The following is a 19664-nucleotide window of genomic DNA, read 5'->3' on the forward strand; positions in this document are numbered from 1 at the left end:
TCAACATGTCAGGAACTGACTCCAAGGCGGGCGGCCCTGACTACATTCTTCTGCACATGCAGGCGAAGACTACTTCTGAAATGTACTAAGACTTGTAAAGCATGCACAGGATTTTTCATATCCTGTGCATGCTAAAACCCTAAATAGTTTAAAGAAGAATAGCTTAACGTTACAATATAAAGGACTATTCTGAAAAAGGAGGAATTTTAATTGACTGAAGCGACAAAATCACATTCACTAATCGAACAAACTGAAAAATACGGTGCAAACAACTATCACCCGCTTCCAATCGTTATTTCGAAAGCGGAAGGTGTCTGGGTGGAAGATCCTGAAGGCAATAAATACATGGATATGCTAAGTGCTTATTCAGCAGTAAACCAGGGGCACCGCCATCCAAAAATCATCCAGGCGCTGAAGGATCAGGCTGACCGCGTAACGCTAACTTCCCGTGCTTTCCATAACGATCAGCTGGGGCCTTGGTATGAAATGATCTGTGAACTGACAAATAAAGAAATGGCCCTTCCGATGAACACTGGTGCGGAAGCGGTTGAAACGGCAATCAAAGCTGCACGCCGCTGGGCTTATGATGTAAAAGGCGTGGCAGATAACCAGGCAGAGATCATTGCTTGTATAGGTAACTTCCATGGCCGTACAATGACAGCGGTTTCGCTTTCTTCTGAAGAAGAATATAAGCGGGGCTTCGGACCTATGCTTCCAGGCATTAAGCTGATTCCTTACGGAGATCTTGACGCTCTTAAAGAAGCAATCACTGAGAATACGGCGGCTTTCTTAATTGAGCCAATCCAAGGTGAAGCTGGAATTGTGATTCCTCCGGAAGGCTTCCTGAAAAAAGCATATGAAACTTGTAAGGAAAACAATGTATTATTCATTGCAGATGAAATTCAGGCTGGCCTTGCGCGTTCCGGAAAAATGTTTGCATGCGAATGGGAAGATGTAGATCCTGACATGTTCATTTTAGGGAAAGCGCTTGGTGGAGGAGTATTCCCGATTTCATGCGTAGTTGCGAATAAAGATGTTCTTGGGGTATTTAATCCTGGATCACATGGTTCAACATTTGGAGGAAACCCAATGGCTTGTGCCGTATCTGTTGCTTCCATGAACGTATTGGTTGAAGAAAAGCTGGCAGACCGTTCCCTTAAACTGGGCGACTATTTCATGAGCAAATTAAAAGAAATTAATAATCCGGTTATTAAAGAAGTGCGCGGCCGCGGCTTATTTATCGGTGTTGAGCTGAATGAGCCAGCTCGCAAATATTGTGAAGAGCTTAAAGAACAAGGATTGCTTTGCAAAGAAACGCATGACACGGTTATTCGTTTTGCCCCTCCTTTAGTCATTTCTGAAGAAGAGCTTGATTGGGCAATTGAAAGAATCAATAAAGTATTAAGCTAATACAATTATACGGACAGTTGGCCCTTGTGTCTGAATTTGTGATGCAGGGCCGCCGGTTATGGAGTATTGCTGTAATTTTCCTAAATATTAAAATCAAGAGGTGCCATGATGGGAGCTGCAGGAGTAGCTGGTAAAGAAACTGAACAAAAAATGGAAGAGTCTTTAAATTTATTTACTTCAACTCAAGTTGTGATCAAAGAAGCTTTGAACAAGCTCGGCTATGCAGATGAGATGTATGAGCTGCTGAAAGAGCCGCTGAGGATGCTCACGGTAAGAATCCCGATAAGGATGGATGACGGGTCGACAAAAATTTTCACCGGCTACAGATCACAGCATAATGATGCGGTAGGACCGACAAAGGGCGGTGTCCGTTTTCATCCTGAAGTAAATGAGGATGAAGTAAAAGCTTTATCCATGTGGATGAGTTTAAAGTGCGGAATTGTGGATCTTCCTTATGGAGGGGGGAAAGGCGGCATCATTTGTGATCCCCGTTCCATGTCAATGGGAGAGCTGGAACGCTTAAGCCGAGGATATGTAAGGGCAATCAGCCAGATCGTTGGCCCTACAAAAGATATACCTGCTCCGGATGTTTATACGAATTCACAGATCATGGCCTGGATGATGGATGAATACAGCCGACTCCGTGAGTATGATTCTCCCGGATTTATCACAGGCAAGCCGCTTGTTCTCGGCGGGTCGCAAGGAAGGGAAAAGGCAACTGCACAGGGTGTAGTGATCTGCATTGAGGAAGCTGCGAAAAAGCGCGGCATTTCCATTGAAGGAGCACGTGTGGCTGTTCAGGGGTTTGGAAATGCAGGAAGCTTCCTGGCAAAATTCATGCATGATGCAGGCGCTAAAGTGGTCGCCATTTCAGATGCTTATGGTGCTCTATATGATCCAAATGGCCTGGATATTGATTACCTTCTTGATAGGCGCGATAGCTTTGGAACGGTAACGACCCTTTTCGATAACACTTTGACAAACGAAGAATTGCTTGAACTGGATTGCGATATCCTGGTTCCTGCGGCTGTGTCCAATCAGATTACCGCTGCAAACGCCCATAATATTAAAGCTTCCATCATAGTAGAGGCAGCAAATGGCCCAACCACTCTTGAAGCGACAAAAATTCTTTCAGATCGGGGAATCCTGCTTGTTCCTGATGTGTTAGCCAGTTCAGGCGGTGTGACGGTATCCTATTTCGAATGGGTACAGAACAATCAGGGGTACTATTGGACTGAAGAGGAAGTTACAGAAAAGCTGAAAAAAGTGCTTGTTCAAGCTTTCGATAATGTTTATCAGACTTCACAGCAAAGAAAAGTAAATATGCGTCTTGCTGCCTACATGGTCGGCGCGAGAAAAATGTCTGAAGCATCCCGCTTCAGAGGCTGGGTGTAATTCGGTAATCGATATATAAAACAAAAAAATCCTTGCACACAATGTGCAAGGATTTTTTGCATGCATTAACGGGTTGGCCTTGCTTCAGGTTCTCTTTCCAGCTCTTCATTTGGTTTGAAGAGAAGCCCCAGATTGATTAAGCCCGCAATGCCCACAAGACCGTATATTATTCTTGAAAGGGCTGAATCCTGACCGCCAAAGATAGCTGCCACAAGATCAAATTGGAAGAATCCGATTAAACCCCAGTTAATAGCGCCAATAATTGTTAGAACCAGTGCAATACGCTGTATGCCACTCATGATGTTTCCTCCTTGTAGTATAGGTTCACTATTATGTTGCTGCACGGAAATAAAAAATATTCATCGTAATAATCGTTAAGAGCCATAATGAAATAGATGATCTGAGAACCGGCATATATAATGTCCGCCTTTCGAATCGTACTTTTTGCATTAGCTGAAAATTTGAAAGATAATGATGTGGAAAAGGAGATGGTGATATGCAAAATTTTACCTTTTATAATCCGACTAAATTAATTTTTGGGAAAGATCAGCTCTCCCAATTGCAGACTGAAATCCCGCAGTATGGCAAGAAGGTTCTTATTGTGTATGGCGGGGGAAGCATTAAGCGCAATGGTTTATATGATAAAGTGAAGGAACAGCTTCATGAAATTGGGGCTGAAGTATTTGAACTATCAGGCGTTGAGCCTAATCCAAGAATTTCCACTGTCCGCAAAGGCGTTGAAATCTGCAAAACTGAAGGCATTGATTTCCTGCTGGCAGTTGGAGGCGGGAGTGTAATTGACTGCACAAAAGCTATCGCAGCTGGTGCCAAATATGATGGCGATGCCTGGGATTTAGTCATCAAGAAAGCATTTGCTGCAAAAGCTCTGCCGTTTGGAACCGTTCTTACACTAGCGGCAACCGGTTCTGAAATGAATGCAGGATCTGTAATTACAAACTGGGAAACAAACGAAAAATATGGCTGGGGCAGTCCTGTGACTTTCCCTAAATTTTCAATTCTTGACCCTGTTAATACGTTCACGGTGCCAAGGAATCAGACGGTATATGGAATTGTGGACATGATGTCCCATGTACTGGAGCATTACTTCCATCTTGAAGAAAATACCGATTTTCAGGATCGCATGTGTGAATCCCTGCTGATTACCATTATGGAAGCAGCTCCTAAGCTCCTTGAAGACCTTGAAAGCTACGAGCATCGTGCTTCCATCTTATATTCCGGCACAATGGCATTGAACGGTATTCTGAATATGGGCTACCGGGGAGACTGGGCTACACATAACATCGAGCATGCTGTATCGGCCGTTTATGATATTCCTCATGGCGGGGGTCTGGCCATTCTGTTCCCGAACTGGATGAAGCATAATCTGAACGTGAAGCCTGAGCGATTCAAGCAGCTGGCTATCCGTGTATTTAACGTGGATCCGGCAGGAAAAACAGATGAGGAGACTGCGCTTGAAGGCATTGAAAAGCTTCGTGAATTCTGGAACAGCATTGGTGCACCTTCACGCCTGGCTGATTATGATATTGATGACAGCAAGATCGAATTGATGGCAGACAAAGCGACTGTCAACGGAGAATTCGGCAATTTCGCGAAATTAAATCATGATGACGTGGTTTCAATCTACCGCGCTTCTTTATAAATATTAGGCTGGACTCTGCCAAAGCAGAGTCCTTTTACAATTTTCGCCGAAAAATGACAATCACCTTTTGCGCGTAAAAAATATGTCAAAATTGGACACGCTTACATTAGAGGATGATTCTTGATTAACTTTAAGGCTTTCGTTAAAGTGGTATAAGGATGACAGCCAGAATTACTGAAGGCTGTTTAAATTTGAGAAAAATTGGAGGACATTCATGACACACGTTCGTTTTGATTACGCAAAAGCACTTCCTTTTTTTGGCGAACATGAAATTACATATCTGCAGGATGCCGTGAAGGTAGCCCATCACTCCCTTCATGAACAAACTGGAGCTGGCAGTGACTTTTTAGGCTGGATCGATTTGCCTGCAAACTACGATAAAGAAGAGTTTTCCCGCATTCAAAAAGCTGCTGAGAAAATTAAAAGCGATTCCGATGTTCTTATCGTCATTGGAATTGGAGGTTCCTATCTTGGAGCGCGTGCGGCTATTGAAATGCTTCAGCACAGTTTCTATAATGCACTTCCAAAAGAAAAGCGCGGCACTCCGCAGGTATTATTTGCCGGCAACAATATTAGTTCCGCTTATATGAAGGATTTAATGGACCTTCTTGACGGCAAAGATTGGTCCATCAATGTTATCTCAAAATCAGGCACAACAACTGAGCCTGCATTGGCTTTCCGTATTTTCCGCAAAATGCTGGAAGAGAAATATGGTGTGGAAGAAGCGCGTAAACGAATCTATGCTACAACCGATAAAGCAAGAGGCGCTCTAAAGACTCTTGCGACAGAAGAAGGCTATGAGTCATTTATTATTCCGGATGACGTAGGAGGCCGCTATTCAGTCCTTACAGCAGTTGGTCTTTTGCCGATTGCTGTCAGCGGTGCAAACATTGAAGATATGATGAGCGGTGCTGCACAGGCACGCGATGACTTCAGCAAATCTGAGCTTCAGGAGAATGCAGCATACCAGTACGCAGCGGTCCGCAATGTTCTTTATAACAAAGGCAAAACGATTGAAATGCTGATCAACTACGAACCAGGACTTCAATATTTTGCAGAGTGGTGGAAGCAGCTGTTTGGTGAAAGTGAAGGAAAAGATCAGAAAGGAATTTTCCCTTCTTCAGCAAATTTCTCCACTGACCTTCATTCATTAGGCCAGTATGTGCAGGAAGGCCGCCGGGACCTTTTCGAAACGGTTATCAAGGTGGAAGAATCACGCCATGAGCTTACCATTGAAGAAGCAGAGAATGATCTTGATGGCCTGAACTATCTTGCGGGTGAGACTGTCGACTTTGTAAATAACAAAGCCTTTGAGGGGACAATGCTTGCACACACAGACGGCGGAGTGCCAAACCTGATCGTATCCATACCAAAAATGGATGCCTACACATTTGGCTACCTGGTTTACTTCTTTGAAAAAGCCTGTGCAATGAGCGGCTACCTGCTGGGAGTGAATCCGTTCGACCAGCCTGGAGTAGAAGCATATAAAGTGAACATGTTCGCTCTGTTAGGAAAACCAGGATTTGAAGAGAAAAAAGCTGAACTTGAAAAGAGATTAAAGTAATAGTGAAAAGCGTCTGCCTGCGGGTGGGCGTTTTTTTATTGAAGAAAGTAAATTCTGCCTTTTTTTAGTGCCTGAACTGGGCATTACAGACAGAAGTCGAGATGCGGTATCTTCAGAAGCTAAATGAAGGAAGGCTCTGGCTTGCTTGTATAGCAGGACTAATCAGAAGAAGATAATCTTGGATAGCGGGCAGATGAGCTTTCTTATTCTTACACCCGCACTGGGGGCACAGCCAATCTCCATGGATCCGCCGCATGGGGAAAATAAGACAGCTTGGACATTGAACACCACTAATAATTTCTTGAGAAGAGATATTGTAACGGTCCAAGACATTTAAAAATCCAGGTACATGGTTTATAACCAGTGCTCTCGGAATCTTTTTAATCTGTCGAGATGTAATAACTTCTATAGGATAACTTTGTTTGAAGAACTTAATTTTTTCAATAAGGTGTTCGATGTGAATAACGCGAAATGGAACATGTGTGCTATCTGCAGAAGTTTTCAGGATAGTAGAGGGGCTGCTTATGCCAATTAGATATTCTATTGGTATATCGGCTGCTAAGTTTTGGATTAACCAGGTTTTTAATTGTGTTTTCTGGGCGCTTGGCTTGTATAAGAGGATTAGGGAAGCCTTCTTCTTTTTCATTCCGAGTTCTTATGAACTGATTAAAGGTCTCATCGAAAAGGAGGGTTCCAAGGATATTTTTCACTTCAATAATTAAAGCGAAGTATGGGGAAAGAATGAGGGAATAAGTGCTTCCATTAAAAAGCCTTAAATCATGCAGGATAGTAAATTCCTTATCAGGCAGGTGACTTAAATAATAATCCAGCGACTGTTCCCCTCGATAACTGACTCTTCTTTTAGCTAAATCACCTTCTATAGTTGATCTCTGTGGATGAGTAGCTGGGATTCGCCTGATTAGGGCCTCGTTCTGTCGGATTCTGATAGGTATTAAACGATTTTTTATTATCAAATAGGTTTCACTCCTTTCTAAGTAATGATAATTCCGCTTTTAAGAATGGAATTCCTTCTTTCCAAAAACGAAAATAGCACTTAACCGCAAAAACCTTAATAATTTCCGCGAGATTTTACATATATCCGCGAAAAACACAGAGTTATCCGCGATTTTCTGCAGATAATCGCGAAAACTAAATTATATTCGCGAAACCTCAAATTCCTAAACATAATCTTCGGAAATCGCATTCATGATATCCCTTACATTGGAGAAACTAAGCAAAAAGCGTAAAAGGGGATGGATTCAGTGATTGAGATACCTTCAAAAGCGGAAGGAAAGCATTTTGATTTATATAAGCTGGAGCAGGCTTTGAAGCCGATTGGCTATTCGATTGGCGGGAACTGGGATTATGATCACGGATCTTTTGATTACAAAATTGATGATGAGGTGGGGTACCAGTTTTTAAGGGTCCCATTTAAGGCAATTGATGGGCAGCTTGATGATCCAAGCTGTACGGTGGAAATAGGCAGGCCGTTTCTGCTTTCCCATAAGTATCAGCGCGGCCTGGATGACCACGCCTATACAGGGAATTTCAGCGCCTCCTTTGATCAATTCTCGGAGCCTGTGGATAAGGATGCCAGTTTTCCGGAAGAATTCATTGATCTCGGCAAAGCGCTTGTCGAAGAGCTGGAGTCTAAATTATTAAGAGATTAACCGAGTATAACAATCAGCTGATCCTGCTGAAGAATTCTAAAAGGCTGGGGAGGATTAACCAGAGTTTCTTCCCCTCTTTTAACACCCAAAAGCAGAATGCCTTCTTTCATAAGCTCAGCACTAAGTTCAACAAAAGTCTTATTTTCCACTTCTTCTGATGCAGGCTGAAAAGTTAATTTGCGTTTATCAAGCTGTCCCAGCAAATCAAGGAATGAAGTAACAAGCTCCTGGGAAGAGACGCTGTTGATCATGACGAAGCTAGTAAGAACATTCGTTTGAACAATTTCATCGGCTCCCGCTCTTTTGGCGTTGGCTGCCTGTTCTGAAGTTAATATTTCAACAATACATTGTACATCCCGGTTTAATCCTTTGATTGCCAATAAGGTTAATATTGAATTCATGTCAGCATGCAGTTCATCTTTGTTCTGATCAGCTGTTATAATTACTTTTTGGGCATCAAAGATATTTGCCTTCACAAGTACATCATCTCTGTTAGCGCGACCCTGAATAAAATGTACATTATTGTGGGGAACAGGGTTAGACTTTAGTGTTTCATCTATTAAGGCAATGGAATGGTTCATCCCATCGCCTCCAAGAGTATTGACGATCTCCCTTGAGCGCTCGTTCCAGCCGATCACAACAATATGGTTTTGACCCCGATATTCGATCTTTCCTTCCAGGAAGTCATTCTGTCTGGTAACTGCTGCTGTTGCAAGTGAAATAAAATAGGTAGACAGAAAGCCCGCTCCTGTAAAAATAAGCGCAATACCCACTATTCGCCCTGCAGTACTTTTGGGATAAAAATCTCCAAAACCGACAGTTGAAGCGGTTACAACCGCCCACCAGATTCCATCAAAAAATGTCGGAAAGGAGGAGGGTTCAATAATATGTATTAATCCGCCAAATAGAAAGATCACCATCAGGGCAATCAGCAGAATTCTGATTACTAAGGGCAAACGTATGAAACTGTAATAGATGTGCTGAGGCATATTACCCCTCCTAAATTTCAAAAAGGTTTCAGCAGCTGACTGCTAAAAAATGCCAGCTGCATAGAATATAAAAAAAAGCCATGCCAGCATATACTTTAATTAAGTATATCGTCTATTGCACGGCTCAGCAGTTGAATGTCCTTTGATATTTCATTTTTCACGTCGTCAATCTCGCACCTTTCATATTCATCCATGAGAAGGGAGAGTTCTCTTTGTAGTATGACAGCCTCGTGTTCAAAATCCATGATGACTCCCTCCTTTAGGGATATATAGGACTATCGGGCAGATAGTAAATGCCTTAGTATTGTTACATTTATGTTACCCGATTTCTTTTCCATTTAAACGGTAAATCCCTTAATAATTTGAACATGAAATTTAGAACGAATATAATTTACCCTCATATTTTGCTCGTAAACGCATCGTTTATACTAAATAGCCTGAAAGTAAAAAAACGAAAAAAAATACCCCGGGGAAAATCCGGGGATTCTTTAAGTCAATTCTATTTTCGAATTAAGCTGTAAACCGAAGCGCCTATTAGATCACCGGCTTCTTTCATCCGCTCGGCACTAATGTGCTCGATGGAATCAAGTGGTGTGTGGTAATACGGTTCAAGATTGGCAGTGGCAGGTTCTCGTCTGATAAAGTTGACTGCCGGGATTCCTGCATCATGAAAAGAAACATGGTCTGAAGCTCCGCGCTGATAAAGAACCAGCTCAGATGGGGTGCCAATCCGCCCGGCTGTGGCAATGGCGGCTTCTGTTGCGATATTTGCCTGGCCATCAAGGGTATTCATGTAAATCGCAGTGGCATTTTCCCATGCTGTGCCTACCATATCCATATTGAAATTTGCGATGCTTCGCTCTATTTCATTGCCGCTCAGCTGGCTCACATAATATTGAGAACCAAGAAGACCAATCTCTTCTGCACCTACAAAAGCAAAACGCAATTCTTTGTCAGCGGGATAGCTTTTCAGGACTCTGGCCAGCTCTAAGGCAACAGCGGTTCCGGATGCGTTATCGCTAGCCCCAGGAGCAAATGGTACACTATCAAAATGTGCAGAAATGTGGACAATGTCAGTTTCCCCGCCTTTATTAGGCTTAGGGTGCTTGGTGGCAATAATATTTTGCGATCTTATGTTTTTAAAGCTCTTGACAGTCAGTGTTACCGTTTTGTTATGTGCAGCAACATCTTGAAGTAGTGCTTCTCCGCTTGCCTTTGTTATGCTTCCCACCGGAATGTCATATGGGCCTCCAATTGAAGGATTCATGGGTGCTGGCTGATCCACATTGTTATAAATTAGAACTCCCGCAGCACCGGCATTCACTGCGTTTGTAACTTTTTCCGCAAAACTAATCTCTCCGCGTGAAATAAGTGCTATTTTTTCTTTGGCTTCCTCTGTAAAATCAGCTGCCCTGCCTAATCCAGCATCATATAATTCAGAAGTAATTCCTTCTTCAGGCGTTGATCCTGATCCGGAAGGAATGGTTATAAGAACCTCCTTCAGATCACTGGTGTGTAAATCTCCAGCCATTTTATCCGGTATGCTGAACTCTTGTGTTTCTACTGTGTAGCCATAGGACTCCAGGCGTTTGCGTATAAAATTAGCTGCCTGCTTTTCTGCTTCTGTTCCTGCAACCCGCGGCCCTATGGTTTCAGATAAATAGCTGACATCCTCCATCATGCGGGATGCATCGACCCTTGCAATTACCTTCTGATCAAATGCTTTGGAGCCAGGATCCAAAGCTTTACTTTGTGCTGCTTCAGCACTCTGCACAAATTGAACAGGCACTGCATACAAACTTGAAGCTGTCAGAACGGCTGCAAGCATAATTGAAGAAGCTTTCCTTCCAACTTTCATCTTTTATTCCTCCTCGACTAGTAATCCAGCTATATGTATTCGCTTACATATCTCCGCTTCCTTTAATAAAGAGTTAAAACGAATCTATTAGACTAGCAGATATTTCAGATGTGTGAGAAAAGTAAGATTCTACCTTTTCGAATTGTAAAAAATGGTAGATTTAAAGTACTAAATCTGGACAGCAGACATGTAAAATCATGACCTTTGAAGGAGACTGATAGTTTATGATCATATGCAACTAGAAAAATACAGGTCTTTCGACTATCGAAACTTACGTACTTTTGATTTATTCTGAAAATTATAACATTATTTTAAATAGGGGGATTTTTATGAAAAAAGCTGCATTAAAAGTGGTCATGGCCTCAGTTATCGTTTTCCCGCTAATTGCAGGAGGGATTTTGCCTGCAGCAGGTAAAGACAATCAAAGCAGCATGGCCTTGGCTGAATCTCGGATTAAAGTCGAAAATGGCATGACACAGCCCATTTTTTCTCTGGATGATGCCATTGTCGAAAGAGTATTTGTTGAAACAGCAACTGACAGTGATGGAGATGGAAAGCTGGATCGAATACGTGCTGATATTATCAGGCCAAAGGAAACAGAGGAAGGTTTAAAGGTTCCTGTTATTTATGAAATGAGTCCTTACCGTTCTGGAATTAAAGGTGTCCCGGTTTATGACGTGGATACAGAACTGAACTCTGTACCCAAGAAAGGGAAAAGCAAAGGTGAAAAAGGTAACCCTCAGGCAAATCTCCCAGGTTATTATGATGACTATTTTGTACCAAGAGGCTACGCGGTTGTTCTTGCAGAAAGTGTAGGGACAGGCTTGTCGGATGGATGTCCTACAACCGGCGATGAGCATGAGATCCTTGGAACTCGTGCTGTAATCGATTGGCTGAATGGCAGAACGAAAGCTTTTAATGCAGAGGGACAGGAAATACAAGCTGATTGGTCAACAGGGAATGTGGGGATGACAGGAGTATCTTATAATGGAACACTCCCTAATGCTGTGGCAGCAACAGGAGTTGAAGGCCTGAAAACGATTGTGCCAATAGCGGCCATAAGCAGCTGGTATGACTATTATCGTTCGAATGGTGCTGTGATAGCGCCAGGCGGATACCAGGGGGAAGATGCGGATAACATGGCAGAAGCCATTTTAACCAGGCAAAACCCTGAAGCTTGCAGCAATGTCATAAAAGGATTAACGGAAGGCCAGGACAGGGAAACCGGGGATTACAACGAATTCTGGAGTAAAAGGGATTATACAAAGGATGCTGATCAGGTTAAAGCAAGTGTCTTTATTGTCCATGGGTTAAATGACTGGAATGTTAAAACAAAGCATTTTTCAGATTGGTGGCAAGCGCTTGGCGATAATAATGTTCCCAGAAAAATGTGGCTTCATCAAGGCGGCCATTCCAGCCCATACAGCTTCAGACGCGATGTATGGCTACCAACTTTAAATAAATGGTTTGATTACTGGCTCTATGATATTAAAAATAATGTCATGGATGAACCAATGGTTGACATCCAGAGGGAGGATAAAACATGGCATACTGAGGCAAACTGGCCGGCTAAGGGAACCTCTGACGCAAAATTGCATTTTAAACCGGCTTCCGATGGAGGGGGCAGCTTAGAACTGCATCCTGTACCGAACAAGAATAAGGAGAATCAGCATTTTGTGGATGATGCCACAATCAAGGCTGAAGAATTGGCCCTGAATCCTGATTCTTCATTACCTCATAGGCTCGTCTATTTGACGCCTCCATTAGAAAACGACATTCGGATGAGCGGAACCCCGGAAATTCAAATTCGTGCAAGCATTGACCGGAAAACGGCCAACTTAACTGCCCTCCTTGTTAAATATGGGGAAGGAAAGCCGGAAATTGTTACTAGAGGGTGGATGGATCCGCAAAACCTTCACAGTAAAAATAGATCTTCAGGACTGACGCCGGACCGTGAATACACTTTTACATGGGATATGCAGCCGGATGATTATGTATTTAAAAAAGGTGATCGTATGGGAGTAGTAGTTCTATCAAGTGATTATAACTATACAATCAGACCTGGGGCAGGCACGAAAATAACCATCGACCCGGAGAGAAGCCATATAATGCTTCCTGTGCAAGGTGGAGTTAAAGCATTTAAGTAGAAAAATAGAAGGGATCATTTCTGGGTCCCTCTTTTCTTTTTAGGAAAATAGTTGCATTGCCACAATTGAATACATTGAATTAAAATAAAATCTATCTCATAAATATACAAAACTATTGCATCTGGAGGTACATAATGAATAAAAAGAAAGCTTTATCAGGAGTTTTGGCAGCGGGTATTTTGGCATCTGTTCCTTTAAGTGCTGCTCATGCGATCAGCCCAAAGTGGGTCAATGTTAATGTGTCAGAGGAAAAGGAAGGAAGTTTATTCAATAGTGAAAACTATGACTTTATGAAATTCTCAGTAATAGGGACAAAACTTGCAGAAATTGAAAAACAGTCTAATAGAGTGAAAGTGGAGGTAAAAGGTACTTCCGCGGATGGATACCCTCTATATGTCGTGACCATTGCAGATCCGGGTGCTCAGGGCAAGTTCGGTAAAATTCAGGCCTTAAGAAAGCAAATGTTCAAAAATCCGGAGAAAGCCCAGGATTGGATTGCTGATAACCCGGACTTTAAAGTGCCAATCATGATCAATGGGTCGATCCATGGGACAGAGTTTGTGGGAAGCGATGCTGTGATGCAGCTTATTGAACGTTTTGCCACACAGAATGACGGGGAAACAAAGGAGATTCTGGACAATAATATCCTTATTTTTAACGTGGTGCAGAACCCGGATGGCCGTGTGGATGCGACCCGTTTTAATGGCGAAGGAATTGATTTGAACCGTGATTTTATCACGCAATCACAGCCTGAAACGCAAGAAACCGTGTCTCTTATTAAAGAGTGGAATCCGATGGTCTTCCTGGATACTCACGGATATGTGAAAAATTATGCACCAAACAAACAGGGTTTGATTGAACCTTGTACACCTCCGCATAATCCTAACTATGAATATGATTTATATCAAAAATGGGCTAATCATCAGGCAGAAGCAATGGAAGCAGAAATTATGGGAGACAAGGCTCTTTACACAGGCACCCTGTATAAAGAAATGGATGGTGCATATATTCCGCAGCGGGATGATTCCGCCGGCTGGGACGATTATCCGCCAATTTTCACCCCGATGTATGCCATGTATCATGGTGCTTATGGCCATACCCTTGAAGCTCCGACAAATGACGAAGACGGCGTCCGCTGGATGTACAATGCCATTATGGGAGCACTGAAATATTCAACCGATAACAAGGAAGCAATGATTACAGACCAAATTGAAATGTTTAAGCGCGGCATTAATTTTGATCATCCTTTTCATGAAGAAGGGCATTTCCCGAAAGCATATATTCTTCCAGTGAATGAGGAAGATCCAACCGCAGTAAATAAGGCTGTTAATCATTTAATTAAGAATGATATCGAGGTTGTTCAGGCGTCAAAAGCATTTGCAGCAGACGGCAATTCCTATCCAAAGGGCACTTACATCGTTCCAATGGATCAGGCAAAGGCAGGTCTGGCAAACACCATGCTGTGGGATGGTGAGGATATAACAGATGATACACCGGCCATGTATGATATTTCTGCCTGGAGTCTTCCAGAACTATGGGGCTTTGAAGCAATCGCTGTTCAAAATGATGTAAAGGCAGCGGCAACAAAGGTGAATAATGTAAAAGAACAGGGTTCACTAAGCGGAAAAGGGCCATTTATTATTCCGAACAGCTCAGTGAAAGCAGTTCAGCTTGTGAACGAATTGCTTAAGCAGGGGGTTATGGTTAAACGCGACAGCGAAGGAAACTTCTATGCTGAAGGATCAGCAAGTGCTATTTCAGCGGCTGTTAAAGAGTCCGGCCTAGATATCATGTCAGGAAGTGTTCCTGCAGATGCAGAGACAATTAAAGAAATGAGTGTAGGCATTTTAAAAGATGGAGGGATGAACAAAGCGCAATCTCATTCAGGCACGAAACTGTCTCTTGAGAGATTAGGCTTTAGTGTAACGGAATTGACTCCAGCGGAGGTTGCAAATACTGGCCTTGCTTCCCATGATGTCTTTGTTTACAGTGGAACGGAAAATTTAATTTCTTTGAATTTGAGTAATGCCAATAAAGAATTTGGCCTTAAAAATCAGGAAGAACTGGCTGCATTTAAAGCAAATGTAGAAAAGTTCGTTTCTGAAGGAGGAAAATATATTGCTGTAGGTGCCGGTGCTTCCCGTGCAACAAAGACCCTGGGCCTGACAGATGATATTATCAATACTGGAGGATCCAATAGCAACGGAATTATTAAGGTAGATTATAAAGGCACTGGCGCAACAGCAGGCTACAGTAGAGATGATCTTGGATTCGTTTACCGTCCAGTCTGGTATACGGGCACAGAGAATGATGACGTGCTTGCAGCCATTGCTGATGAAGAAAACTTCTTCGTAGCGGGACACTGGAAAAACCGCAGTGCTGCACAGGGCCAGGCCATCATGGTGAAAGAGCAGGATAAGGATGTTACACTAATTGGCCTTGAAGCCGGCTTCCGTGATCATACTGATTACCTCTTCCGATTGCTTTCAAATTCTATTTTTGAAAAGTAAAGTCCCCTTAGGGAGTACCCATTCAGTTTCGGGAGGAACGTATCATTTGACTAATGGATGATTGAATCATATAATTAAGTTAACAAAATAGTTCGGATTCTTCCTGAAGGGGAGTAGCTGTTAAGTAGAGTCGTCAATACGAGATGATAAATCTCCGGCTTTACTGGCAACACAACGTTGCTTGCGAGACCTTTACCATTAATTTGGTAAGGTCTCTTTTGTTTAAAAGGCACTGAGACCAATAAATGGTTCAGTGCCTTTTATTTTTAGGGGAGAGTCTGGAACAGGGAGGTTTAAAATGAAACCATATCAAAAGCTTGCAGAAAGTGTGAAATTTTCCAGGAGCCTTAATTGGACCAGACTTCTTGAGAAAGATGACAGCTTGGAATTTATAGGAGCAGGAAGAAGTGCATTTGCCTTTAGGATAAAAGGAACTAATCTTGTATTAAAAGTATTTTTCCCTGAGTTTAAGAAAATTGCCAGGGAAGAGGCGGAAATTTACAAGGCGCTCCCTGACCACCCATATTACCCATCTCTGTATGGGTCTGGAGATAACTATATTGTGATTGATTATGTACAGGGTTTGACTCTCTTTGAATGTCTCGCAAAGGGAGTCCCGATAGAAGAGGAGAAAATCAGGCAGATAGATGAGGCTTTAAAGCTTGCGAGGGAAAAAGGGCTGAACCCTTCGGATATCCACTTGCGCAATATTATTCTTACAGATGATGGCCATATTAAGATCATTGATGTTGCCCGATTTAAACAGACGAAGAATTGTACACAGTGGGACGACTTGAAGCATGCATTCTATAAATTTTACAGAAAAAAATATTTTCCAAAGAAGATTCCTGTATTAATCATGAATACGATTGCGGCTCTTTATAAAAAACGGATTGTCCGGATGGGTTCCTAAACAGTTCATTTGATATAGCATTTTTCTTTTGAAATAATAAATATCACAAAAACACAGAAAGGGGCGGTATCCATGAAAGTTCTAATCGTCGGAGCAAACGGACAAATCGGAAAGCAGCTGGTAAAGCTTATTAAAGAAGAAGATAAACATACAGTACGAGCGATGATCAGAAAAGAAGAGCAGGCCCGGCAGTTTGAAGATATGGGTGTTGAGACGGCAGTTGCAAGTCTTGAAGGAACGGTTGATGAATTGGCTGAAGCTGCCAAAGGCTGTGATGCAATTGTGTTTACTGCAGGTTCAGGCGGACATACAGGCTATGACAAAACTCTGCTGATTGACCTTGATGGAGCTGTAAAAACAATAGAAGCGGCGGAGAAGGCTGGTGTGGATCGGTTTGTTATGGTCAGCGCTATTCAGGCGAATAATCGTGATAATTGGAGTGAAACGATCAAGCCTTATTACGCGGCAAAGCACTATGCCGACAGAATTCTGGAAAACAGCAGCTTGAACTACACTATCGTTCGTCCAGGCGGCCTGACAGATGAAGCCGGAACCGGCAAAATCAAAGCAGCAGAAAATTTGGAGCGTGGCTTCATTCCCCGTGAGGATGTAGCCAAAACCCTGTACGCTGTCCTGGATAAAGAGAACACCTATAAACGTGCATTTGACCTGGTATCAGGTGAAGAAGATGCAGAAACTGCAGTGAATAATTTATAACTCTTGCCCGGTGTGTATGCACCGGGTTTTTTATTGGCAAAATCAAGTATATATTGTGCCGTTTAGAGAAGATTAAATTATAAAACACAGGTGTCTGCCCATAAGAAAAGGGTAAAAATTATATTGCTTATGGCTATTTATACGCCAAAACACATATAAGTTACAGGCATTGGAAATTCCAATGTCCTTTTCGTTTTAATTGCTTCTCAAAAGGGAATAGGAAGCTGTAAAAGGAATTACATAACTTTCACATTTTCCTCATATAAATGTTGTTTAAGTGTCACAGCTTTTAGTCCGGAACTGGGGAATAATGTGATGTAGTGAGCATTCTGGAGGAGTGAACGAATGAATGTATAAAAAACAGGAACGCATATTAATGTGGCTTGCTTTTACAGTGGCTATCATTATGGGGCTTTCTTTTATTGGCCGCATTTTTGCAGGATAGGAAAAGGAGAATGTTAAATGGGAAATGAAGAATCTGTCTTTTTCAGCCGTGTCTTAACTGAGCTGACATTATCCTTCCACATCATTTACGCAACCATTGGTGTTGGCATTCCGCTCATGATTATGATTGCACAATGGGTGGGGATAAAAAAACAGGATGAGCATTATATTCTGCTCGCGCGAAGATGGACGCGCGGTTTTGTCATTACGGTGGCAGTCGGTGTTGTTACGGGCACTGCCATCGGCCTGCAGCTTTCATTGCTGTGGCCAAACTTTATGGAACTCGCAGGCAATGTCATTGCACTGCCTCTTTTTATGGAGACATTTGCCTTTTTCTTTGAAGCGATTTTCCTTGGGATTTATCTGTATACGTGGGATCGGTTTGAGAATCAGAAGAAGCACATGCTTTTATTGATCCCGGTTGCAATTGGGGCTTCATTTTCAGCTATTTTCATTACAATTGTAAATGCTTTTATGAACGCACCTCAGGGTTTTGACATTGTGAATGGGCAGCTTGTAAATATTAACCCGATACTGGCGATGTTCACTCCCGCCATGCCAACGAAGGTAGCGCATGTGCTTTCAACAGCCTATATGACATCAGCGTTTGTTCTGGCATCAATAGGAGCCTTTCGCCTTCTAAAAGGATCGAATCATATCTACCATAAGAAGGCATTGCTGCTTACAATGAAAATCGGATTGATTTTTTCGATCGCTACAGCGGTAATTGGTGATTTCTCCGGAAAATATCTCGCAGAATACCAGCCGGAAAAACTGGCTGCCGCCGAGTGGCATTTTGAAACAAAAGAAGGGGCACCGTTAATGCTCTACGGGGTCCTTGAAGACGGTGAAGTGAAATATGCGATTAAGATTCCTTATGCACTCAGCATCCTTGCGCACAGCAATCCAAATGCAGAAGTTATCGGACTCGATCAATTTCCAGAAGATGAAATTCCGCCGCTTTATATCCATTACCTGTTTGACCTGATGGTGACTATCGGCATGTGGATGACGGCACTTTCACTCATCTATGTCTTAGGCACCTGGTTTAAAATGCGGTTTGTTAAGTCGAAATGGTTCCGCTGGCTGATCGTTCTGGGCGGCCCTTTATCCATCATTGCGATTGAAGCAGGCTGGTGGTTTGCGGAAGTGGGCCGGCAGCCGTGGATTCTGAGGGGTATCATGCGTACTGAAGATGCGGCAACCTCAAGCGGCCAAGTAGACTTAATGCTTCTTCTGTTTGCAGGCTTATATCTCGTGCTGGCAATCGGAAGCATCATTGTCCTCACTAGAATGTTCCGCAAAAATCCTGTCGAACAGGAATTGGCCGACCGGGAACTGGAGAAAGAAGGTGAGCTGCGATGACTCTTGAGATCATCGGAATTTCCGTCTTATGGCTATTTCTATTTGGTTACGTCATCGTTGCCTCGATTGACTTTGGAGCAGGGTTTTTCAACGCATACAGTCTATTCCGCGGTAAGCAGCATATTTTAACGAGAATCATACAGCGTTATTTATCACCGGTTTGGGAAGTTACAAATGTGTTCCTGGTGTTTTTCTTCGTAGGCATTGTCGGATTTTTTCCGAAAACAGCCTACTATTATGGAACGATCCTGCTGGTGCCGGCAAGCATTGCAGTAGTCCTTCTTGCCATCCGCGGTTCTTATTACGCCTTTACCACATACGGAGGGCTAAGACAAAAAAGGTGGACCTACCTGTATGGGCTCTCAGGTCTTTTCATCCCAGCTTCCCTGTCCATTGTCCTGACCATTTCTGAAGGCGGATTCGTTAGTGAAGGATCAGCGGGACTGGAGCTTGACTATTGGGCATTGTTTACAAGTCCTCTTACGTGGAGCATTGTTGTGCTGAGTTTGGCAGCAGTATTATATATATCAGCAGTGTTCCTGACGTGGTATGCCAATAAAGCAAACGATGAACCAGCTACTGAGCTGCTTAGAAAATATGCCCTTATATGGGCGGTGCCTGCTATCGTAACAGCGACAGGCATTATTGTCGAATTGCGGGATCACAATCCTGAGCATTTCAGCAGATTAATGGACCTATGGTGGCTGTTCGGCATTTCATTCATTCTGTTTGCAGGAACTGTTTATCTAATATGGAAGCGAGAAATGTACGGACTTGCATTCGGGCTCTTGGCAGGGCAATTCCTTGTGGCGTTCTTTGCCTACGGAATCTCGCATTATCCGTACCTGCTTTATTCATACCTGACCATTTATGACGGCTTTACAAACGAAGCTATGGCCATCGCCCTGATCATTGCCTTCATAGCAGGACTGGGATTGCTCCTGCCGTCCCTTTATCTGCTTCTCAGGCTGTTCCTTTTCAATAAAGACTATGTTCAGGGAAAGCGGGACGATCATGCATAG

At 42.8% G+C, this 19664-nt stretch carries 17 protein-coding genes; 12 read left to right on the forward strand and 5 right to left on the reverse strand.

Annotated elements, in window-relative coordinates; all coding sequences use genetic code 11:
• Nucleotides 1-210 precede the first annotated feature (210 nt).
• Both NR125_RS22995 and NR125_RS23000 read left to right on the forward strand, forming a co-directional pair.
• Nucleotides 211-1410 carry an ornithine--oxo-acid transaminase gene (locus tag NR125_RS22995; protein ID WP_009331629.1) on the forward strand — a complete coding sequence of 400 codons (1200 nt, stop codon included), beginning with the start codon at nucleotides 211-213 and terminating at the stop codon, nucleotides 1408-1410.
• Nucleotides 1411-1560: 150 nt separating this feature from the next.
• Entirely contained in the window at nucleotides 1561-2805 is a 1245-nt protein-coding gene (locus NR125_RS23000; RefSeq protein WP_034296254.1) for a Glu/Leu/Phe/Val family dehydrogenase, read from the forward strand.
• 65 nt (nucleotides 2806-2870) lie between these two features.
• On the opposite strand, the gene NR125_RS23005 is transcribed toward NR125_RS23000, so the two are convergent.
• Nucleotides 2871-3104, reverse strand: coding sequence for a DUF378 domain-containing protein (locus tag NR125_RS23005; protein ID WP_009331627.1), 234 nt, complete (start codon nucleotides 3102-3104; stop codon nucleotides 2871-2873).
• 197 nt (nucleotides 3105-3301) lie between these two features.
• On the opposite strand from NR125_RS23005, the gene NR125_RS23010 reads away from it, so the two are divergent.
• From NR125_RS23010 to NR125_RS23020, 3 genes are all read left to right on the forward strand, one after another.
• The gene (locus NR125_RS23010; protein ID WP_009331626.1) at nucleotides 3302-4465 is read left to right on the forward strand and encodes an iron-containing alcohol dehydrogenase; all 1164 of its coding nucleotides are present in this window, start codon (nucleotides 3302-3304) and stop codon (nucleotides 4463-4465) included.
• A 214-nt stretch (nucleotides 4466-4679) separates the two neighbouring features.
• Nucleotides 4680-6029: a glucose-6-phosphate isomerase gene (locus tag NR125_RS23015; protein ID WP_009331625.1), complete on the forward strand. Its 1350-nt coding sequence runs from the start codon at nucleotides 4680-4682 to the stop codon at nucleotides 6027-6029.
• Between the two features lie 193 nt (nucleotides 6030-6222).
• The gene (locus tag NR125_RS23020) at nucleotides 6223-6366 is read left to right on the forward strand and encodes a hypothetical protein (protein WP_157380175.1); all 144 of its coding nucleotides are present in this window, start codon (nucleotides 6223-6225) and stop codon (nucleotides 6364-6366) included.
• Nucleotides 6367-6514: 148 nt separating this feature from the next.
• Here the strand turns inward: NR125_RS23020 and NR125_RS23025 are convergent, their stop codons facing one another.
• Entirely contained in the window at nucleotides 6515-7003 is a 489-nt protein-coding gene (locus tag NR125_RS23025; protein WP_256816189.1) for a nuclease-related domain-containing protein, read from the reverse strand.
• Between the two features lie 288 nt (nucleotides 7004-7291).
• Between NR125_RS23025 and NR125_RS23030 the strand changes: the two genes are divergently transcribed.
• On the forward strand, nucleotides 7292-7699 hold the full coding sequence (locus NR125_RS23030) for a YugN-like family protein (protein WP_009331624.1): 408 nt from the start codon (nucleotides 7292-7294) through the stop codon (nucleotides 7697-7699).
• On the opposite strand, the gene NR125_RS23035 is transcribed toward NR125_RS23030, so the two are convergent.
• The 3 genes from NR125_RS23035 to NR125_RS23045 form a co-directional block, all read right to left on the reverse strand.
• Entirely contained in the window at nucleotides 7696-8688 is a 993-nt protein-coding gene (locus NR125_RS23035) for a potassium channel family protein (protein WP_019383172.1), read from the reverse strand. The two genes, NR125_RS23030 and NR125_RS23035, sit on opposite strands and share 4 nt — an antisense overlap.
• A gap of 95 nt (nucleotides 8689-8783) precedes the next feature.
• A complete protein-coding gene (locus NR125_RS23040) occupies nucleotides 8784-8933 on the reverse strand; it encodes a hypothetical protein (protein WP_009331622.1) in 150 nt (49 codons plus the stop codon).
• Nucleotides 8934-9187: 254 nt separating this feature from the next.
• A complete protein-coding gene (locus NR125_RS23045; RefSeq protein ID WP_009331621.1) occupies nucleotides 9188-10546 on the reverse strand; it encodes a DUF4910 domain-containing protein in 1359 nt (452 codons plus the stop codon).
• 329 nt (nucleotides 10547-10875) lie between these two features.
• Between NR125_RS23045 and NR125_RS23050 the strand changes: the two genes are divergently transcribed.
• From NR125_RS23050 to NR125_RS23075, 6 genes are all read left to right on the forward strand, one after another.
• Nucleotides 10876-12693: a Xaa-Pro dipeptidyl-peptidase gene (locus tag NR125_RS23050; RefSeq protein WP_009331620.1), complete on the forward strand. Its 1818-nt coding sequence runs from the start codon at nucleotides 10876-10878 to the stop codon at nucleotides 12691-12693.
• A gap of 134 nt (nucleotides 12694-12827) precedes the next feature.
• Nucleotides 12828-15203 (forward strand): M14 family zinc carboxypeptidase, encoded by a 2376-nt coding sequence (locus NR125_RS23055; RefSeq protein WP_009331619.1) that lies wholly within the window; start codon nucleotides 12828-12830, stop codon nucleotides 15201-15203.
• A gap of 298 nt (nucleotides 15204-15501) precedes the next feature.
• A complete protein-coding gene (locus NR125_RS23060; RefSeq protein ID WP_009331618.1) occupies nucleotides 15502-16116 on the forward strand; it encodes a serine/threonine protein kinase in 615 nt (204 codons plus the stop codon).
• A 72-nt stretch (nucleotides 16117-16188) separates the two neighbouring features.
• Complete coding sequence (locus tag NR125_RS23065; RefSeq protein ID WP_009331617.1) at nucleotides 16189-16833, forward strand: SDR family oxidoreductase; 645 nt, start codon at nucleotides 16189-16191, stop codon at nucleotides 16831-16833.
• Between the two features lie 462 nt (nucleotides 16834-17295).
• Nucleotides 17296-18642 (forward strand): cytochrome ubiquinol oxidase subunit I, encoded by a 1347-nt coding sequence (locus tag NR125_RS23070; protein WP_009331616.1) that lies wholly within the window; start codon nucleotides 17296-17298, stop codon nucleotides 18640-18642.
• A complete protein-coding gene (locus tag NR125_RS23075) occupies nucleotides 18639-19664 on the forward strand; it encodes a cytochrome d ubiquinol oxidase subunit II (RefSeq protein ID WP_009331615.1) in 1026 nt (341 codons plus the stop codon). Before NR125_RS23070 ends, NR125_RS23075 begins: the two co-directional genes overlap by 4 nt.

Source organism: Cytobacillus sp. Bac17, assembly GCF_024519925.1.
Taxonomy (GTDB): Bacteria; Bacillota; Bacilli; order Bacillales; family Cytobacillaceae; genus Cytobacillus; species Cytobacillus pseudoceanisediminis.